At 65.7% G+C, this 6033-nt stretch carries 6 protein-coding genes and 1 pseudogene; 1 reads left to right on the top strand and 6 read right to left on the bottom strand.

The window, feature by feature from the left end; translation table 11 throughout:
- Positions 1-22: 22 nt before the first annotated feature.
- From F1735_RS25940 to F1735_RS25955, 4 genes are all read right to left on the bottom strand, one after another.
- Entirely contained in the window at positions 23-466 is a 444-nt protein-coding gene (locus tag F1735_RS25940) for a hypothetical protein (protein WP_167239623.1), read from the bottom strand.
- A 26-nt stretch (positions 467-492) separates the two neighbouring features.
- On the bottom strand, positions 493-1992 hold the full coding sequence (locus tag F1735_RS25945; RefSeq protein WP_373888582.1) for a hypothetical protein: 1500 nt from the start codon (positions 1990-1992) through the stop codon (positions 493-495).
- Complete coding sequence (locus tag F1735_RS25950) at positions 1989-3473, bottom strand: hypothetical protein (protein ID WP_167239624.1); 1485 nt, start codon at positions 3471-3473, stop codon at positions 1989-1991. The genes F1735_RS25945 and F1735_RS25950 overlap by 4 nt, the downstream gene beginning before the upstream one ends.
- Positions 3474-3631: 158 nt before the next feature.
- Positions 3632-4099 (bottom strand): cache domain-containing protein, encoded by a 468-nt coding sequence (locus tag F1735_RS25955; protein ID WP_167239625.1) that lies wholly within the window; start codon positions 4097-4099, stop codon positions 3632-3634.
- Between the two features lie 189 nt (positions 4100-4288).
- Between F1735_RS25955 and F1735_RS25960 the strand changes: the two genes are divergently transcribed.
- The gene (locus tag F1735_RS25960) at positions 4289-5353 is read left to right on the top strand and encodes a hypothetical protein (RefSeq protein ID WP_167239626.1); all 1065 of its coding nucleotides are present in this window, start codon (positions 4289-4291) and stop codon (positions 5351-5353) included.
- On the opposite strand, the pseudogene F1735_RS38300 reads toward F1735_RS25960, so the two are convergent.
- Together F1735_RS38300 and F1735_RS37515 are read right to left on the bottom strand one after the other, a co-directional pair.
- Positions 5314-5493: pseudogene (locus F1735_RS38300) on the bottom strand (hypothetical protein); the annotation flags it as partial. The gene F1735_RS25960 and the pseudogene F1735_RS38300 sit on opposite strands and share 40 nt — an antisense overlap.
- Positions 5494-5595: 102 nt before the next feature.
- The gene (locus F1735_RS37515; RefSeq protein WP_167239627.1) at positions 5596-5949 is read right to left on the bottom strand and encodes a pentapeptide repeat-containing protein; all 354 of its coding nucleotides are present in this window, start codon (positions 5947-5949) and stop codon (positions 5596-5598) included.
- Positions 5950-6033: the final 84 nt, after the last annotated feature.

A 6033-nucleotide genomic window follows, 5' to 3' on the forward strand; every position in this document is an offset into this window, starting at 1 on the left:
GGTCGTCGGCGGCGGGGGCGGATCAGCGCCGGCCCACGAACAGGGCCGCGCCGAGGGCGACCAGGCCAATCCCCACCAGCGGCGCGCTGATCGCCAGCGTCAGGAATTTACTCGCGTTGATGAGCGCCAGCACCGCCGCCGCGCTCACGAACGACAGGCCGACGAACAGCAGCCAGCCGGCGCTGCCGGCAGTCGACGGCGCCACGCGCTTGACCACCAGGTGATGCACATACGCGTTACGCACGAAAAAGTACACGATCAGCAGCACCAGGAACACGGCGCCGCCGATGGCCAGGTCGCGCGAGGCCGTATCGGTTGCGGGCGCGCCGAGCACCGGCGCCACTTCGATCGGCGCCTGCGTGCTCAAGGCGCCGTCGGCCTCCTTGCCGGCAGGCGCGCTGCTGTCGCCGGGAAGCTTGAAGCCGGGATCGGCAGGTGTACTTGCGGGAGCCTGGGGATTTTGCATGAAGATCGTCCTGATAGAGTAAAAGTTTAGCGGCCCAAGCGTACCTGCGCGCCTTCGCGCAGGTCGGTCAGTTGATGGCCGAACAGCGTGGTTTTCAGTTGCGCCACCTTGTTGCCCGCCTTGTCGTAAATCGGCTGCACGGTGCCGGCGCGCGCCTGCATGGTGCGCAGTTCATCCTCCACCGTCACGTAGGCCTTGCGCGGGCGCGCCATGGCCAGCATGGCGGCGGCCGCGGCGCCCAGCAGCGCCAGCGCCGCGCCAATGGCGGCGACCAGCGGGCCGACGCCGTAATGGACCCGCACCTCGATCGGCAGCGCGACGCTCGAGCCCTTGATCTGCGCCGGCGGCGTAAAGATATCCGGCAGCGGATCGCCCGGGAACAAGGTGGCCATGCGCTGGCGGAAATCCTGCGACAGCTCCAGCCGCTGGTCGCTCAGTTGCAGTTCGATCCGCCCCGGCAGCACGTAGGCCGAGCCGGCCGAGGTGACGGCCTTGAGCGACCACGTGCCCGGCAGTTGCGTCACCGGCAGCTGCATGGTCGACGCCAGCGGCGCGCTCTTGCCCGGTGCCAGCTTGCTGACCTGGGTGCTGGCCAGTTCGATGGCGCGGTTTTCGCCGCCCAGCACCGAGCGCGCACCGAGGGCGGCGCTGGCGATGGTGTACGGGTAGATGGTGTTTTCCAGGTTCCACTCGATTTTTGCGGCCGGCGCGCGCGTGCCGGCATCCACGTCGGCGTGCAGCACGCCGCCGGGCGCCATCGAAAACGCCACGCCCGGCGCATCGCTGACCTTGCGCGGCACCAGGCGCAGCGTGTCGCGGTCGAGCGGTTTCAGGCGCGCGGCCGGTTCGGTGATGACGCGTTGCAGGCGGCCCGACAGCAGCAGCGCATCGAGCTCGCGCGCGCCCTGCGCGCCCACCGCGAACACGTACACCATCAGTCCATTGGCGCGGTACTGCGCGCCGCGTACCGGCATTTGCAGCGGGAACGCGAGCGCCTTGCTGATCGCGTCGCCACGGTGAATCAACTGGTAAAAATCGCGGTTGCGCAGCGCCGTGGCCTGGTCGTTGTTCGGGCTGTTGCGGTTGTTCGTGACCAGCCACACCAGGCCCGGCTTGCCGCCGAGCGCCGTGCCGATGGCCGAACCGACGGCTTCATTGAGGTCGGTGTCGGCCAGCGCAGTGCCGCCCGGCTTGTGCGCGACCTCGAGCGCGGCCAGCGCCTTGACTACCTCGCGCCGCGTCGGCACCGGGTCGACCTTGAGCGAGAGCAGCGCCCTGGGCGACGGCGCGCCGGGCAGGCCCTGGTTGAAGGCGGCCAGCACCATCGGGTCGCCCGGAGCGGTGGCGGCCATGATGATCTCGGCCACCAGCGGCTTGAAGGGCGAGGCCGGGTCGGTATAAAACGGCTCCATCCAGCCGGAATTCTGGATCAGGAACACGTGCGAGGCGGCCAATGCGGGAACGCTCGCGCACAGCAGGACAACGCTGGCGGGAATGCACGCGCAGCGCGACAGCGCGCCGGTCACGGCAATGCGTCCAGGCGCCAGCCGCGCACCTGGTTCCAGTCGGGATGGTGCAGCCACAGGCAGTTGTCGTACACGAAGGGCACGCACTCGAGCGGATGCGCCAGGCGCGCGATATCGTCGAGGATGACGTTGCGCTTGCCGATCCATTCGAACGTGGTGCGCGGGATGATGCGTCCGGCCAGCGCGTCTTCGGCCATGCCGGTGTACTGGTGAAAGCGCAGCACCAGGCCACTGGGCTGGCTGCGGTTGTTATTGAAGCCGCGCAGCAGCGGCAGCACCATGGCGTCGTCGTCGTGCGGATCTTCGACGTGCTCCAGGCCCCACGGTTCGTCCACCACCGCGTGGCCGCGCCGGAACAGCAGGCTGGCGAAACCGAGGCGCGCGCCGCTCAACGCTTCGCGCTGGCCGGCCGGCTTGCCCAGTTCCAGGAAAGAATAGGCCTGGCCGTCATGGCCGATCAGCCACAGGCGGCCGTCGCGGCTCTGGGTGGGGCCGCCGAACTGCAGGCGCGGCGACCAGCCGGCCGGCCACGCGATCCATTGCGGCGGCGCGCCCGGCTGCCATACCAGCTGGCCCTGGGCGTGCAGCCAGAACAGCTTGCCGTCGTAGCCGACCGGGCGCGCCCATTGGCCGGCCGGTGCCTCGCAGGCGTAGACGGTTTCATGACTCATGTCGCTGTGTACGCTCCACAGGAGCGTGCCGGCCTCGCCGTGGACCAGGCAGGCCACGTGGCGGCGCATGGCGCCCGGGGCGCTGGCGAGCAGGCCGTCGAACACGGTTTCGGTGCGATAGGTCTCGCTGACCGGATTGATGAACAGGCGGCGCAGGCCACGGTCGGTCGGCACCAGCGCCACTTCGCCGCGCCGCGGATCGCTTGCCGGCAGCCAGGCGTAGGACGCGGCCGGGACGCTGAAGGTCAGGTCGGAACCGTTGTCTTCGGGCGCCATGATGTGCCAGGCCTGGCCGAGCGGGTCCCAGTACTGCAGCACGTTGCGGGCGTGGGCCAGCGCGATCAGGCGCTGGGTGGGAAAACCGAAGGCGCCGGCCGCGAACACGCAGTGCGCGTTGGGCGGGGCCGGCATGTTGAGGTCGGGGCGGCCGGGGGCCGGCGCGGCCGGGCGTTCTTCCAGGTTCTCGCCCAGCGCCAGCGCGGTCACGTTCAGGCCATGCGGCACATGGCGCGGCAGCAGATGGTCAAGCCAGGGCCCCCACCAGTCGGGCGGCGTCTTGGCGCGTCCGGACAGTTGCTCGAGCGGCGCGCCGCAGGTGGGGCAGAAGGCGAAACCTTCGGGATAGATGGGCGAGCAGTCGCACGACAGCGGCAGCGAAGCGCCCAGCAGGTGCGCGATATCGGGGAGCCGCCCGCGCGACTGCGCCTGGCGCTCGATGCGGCCAAGTCCCTCGCTCGACGCCAGTTCAAACTGCGCCGTGTGTTCGTCTTCCAGCCATACGCTGCCGGGCGTTTCCCATCGGTGTGCCATGTCGCTTGCCGCCATATATGTATAAGAGTCGCGGCCCGTCGATGCGGGCCAGTGTTGCTCTTCAAATCATAGCGCAAACAGATTGCACACGCGGTTTATTTACCGGGTACCGTTCCACGGCATGTCAAGGGGCGCGGCGGGATGCCCGGACGGGAACGCTATTTATAGGTACCCACGCCAATGAGCACATCGCCATTGCGCTCGATATAGGTATTTTTCTCTTCCATGGCCTTGGTGATCGAATTGGGCCACTTGTAGCCGAACCAGCCGGTCCCCGCGGGGCTTTTGGCGATCTTGATGAATTCACGGATCGGAAACACCTCGCCGGCCTTCAGGTCGATCAGGTTCTTGCCGACCATCTTGGCATTCTGGCCGTGCGCGAGGGCGGTGCCGTCGAAGGTGAACATGAAGACGTACAAGTCACCCTTGATGAACTCTCCCTTGGGATCGTTGAAGGCGGCGATCGCCTTGTCGCGGCCATTTTCGTTGAGGTAGGCGCCGGCCTTCTTGACCATCGCCACCGCTTCGTCGGCCGTGCCGCGCTTGGGCGCGTCCTGCGCGCTGGCGGCGCAGGCCAGGGTGAGGGCCAACAGCGCGCACATCAGGTGCTTGAACAATGACTTCATCTTGATCTCCTTGGGTGGTCAAATGGTTGGGCCCGGCGTTGCGCCGTGTAGTTTTACCTGACGTTAACACATGCCCCTTGGTTCATCGCAATTAATTACACGAAGCATTATTGCTTCGACAAGGAAGTGTGGCTCCCGAGCAAAACAGGGCACGTATAATGGACGCCATCGAAGACCTTGCACCGCACCATGACCTCCCCTGACCTGAACGCCGCCCCCTGGGGCGAAATTCCCGCGCACGCCGTCGACGCCGCCGCCGCCCACCTGCGCGAGGTGCTCGCCACCGTCGTCGAACACAGCCCGGCGCAGCGCGCCCTGGTGGTATACGACTGCCGCTCCGACCTGGCGCGCGCGCTGACCGAAGGCTACCGCCGCAACCTGCCCGACGCCGTCTTCATCGACTTCGACAGCGTCGCCCCCGAGGAGGTGCTGGCCGCCTTCAAGGGCATGGCCGCGCACGACCTGGTGCTGCTGATCCAGTCGACCAACTTCCGCCTCGAAGCGTTCCGCATCCGGGTCGAGCTGTTCAAACTGGGGCTGAAAGTGATCGAGCACGTGCATCTGTCGCGCATGCCGGGCGCGCAGGGCGAGCATTACATCGAATCGCTGGCCTACGACAGCGCCTATTACCGCGGTGTGGGCAAGGCGCTCAAGCGCCGCATCGACGCGGCATCCTCGGGCGCGGTACACAGCGGCGGCGAAACGCTGGTGTTTGCTTCGCCCTTCGAACCGGCCAAACTGAATGTGGGCGACTACAGCGGCATGAACAACGTCGGCGGCCAGTTCCCGATCGGCGAAGTGTTCACCGAAGCGCAGGACCTGGAAGCGGTCAACGGGCGCGTGCGCATCCACGTCTTCGGCGACACCTCGTACATGGTCAACCGCCCCGACACGCCAATCACGCTGATCGTCGAACGTGGCCGCGTGGTCGGCACGGAAGGCGCCACGCCGGAATTCGAAAGGGTGCTGGAGATCATCCGGCTCGAGGAAGGCGAAGTCTGGCTGCGCGAACTCGGCTTCGGCATGAACCGCGCCTTTACCCGCGAGCGCCGCGTCAACGACATCGGCACCTATGAGCGCATGTGCGGCATCCACCTGTCGCTGGGGGCCAAGCACGGCGTCTACCAGAAGCCCGGCTTCAAGCGCAAGGATGCGCGCTATCACGTCGACATCTTTGCCGTGACCGAGGCCGTGTACCTGGACGATGAACTGGTCTACCAGGATGGCGCCTGGCAGGTCGGCGCCGGGGAATAGACTACGAGCGCCTGACAAAACCGTTCAACATACCGCCAACAGATGAGCGAGCAGGCAAGCGAAAGGAACGCCTGATGAATGTCTGCTCGTCGTTCGTGTCGGATGCGCAGCCTGCGAAAGCGGTGTATCCAACCTAAGGTATCGAACTATTTTACTATACTGTAAGCTCGGGTTATCTGACCGTCCGCTGTTGGCCGACATGCGCCATCAAACAGGCTGGACTGCCGGTCTTGCGCACTTCTTTACCCCCCGCTCGGCTCTTCCCCACAGTCACTTGTCCAGGCAATTACAGCCCGCTGTTCGTCTGAGAGCACGAGCGCTTTTCCTTGTTCGAATGTCAGGACAGTCCCATCCATTGCGGCGGCTCTAAAATCACAGCTCTCAAACGACGACAATCTCAAATCGGCCTTCGAGAGATCTGCACCGGCAAAATTCACTTGCGCATAAAGCGAAGACCTCAGATCGCTGCCCGCCAGAATCGCCTTGGTAAAATCTACATCGGTGAAGTCGTTCCAGCAGAGGTGGGATTCGGAAAGATCAGTGTTCGCGAACCGTGTGAACGGGCTTTGAAAAGCGCGTAAATTTGGGCTTTGCACGCGGTTTTTGTTAAATTCCCCGCCGTGCCCGGGACGGGGTAGCTTGACTATTTCGCGATGTGTGCATCAAGCCCGCTGGGGAAC

The organism is Massilia genomosp. 1 (assembly GCF_011682185.1).
GTDB classification, from domain to species: domain Bacteria; phylum Pseudomonadota; class Gammaproteobacteria; order Burkholderiales; family Burkholderiaceae_D; genus Telluria_A; species Telluria_A rubra.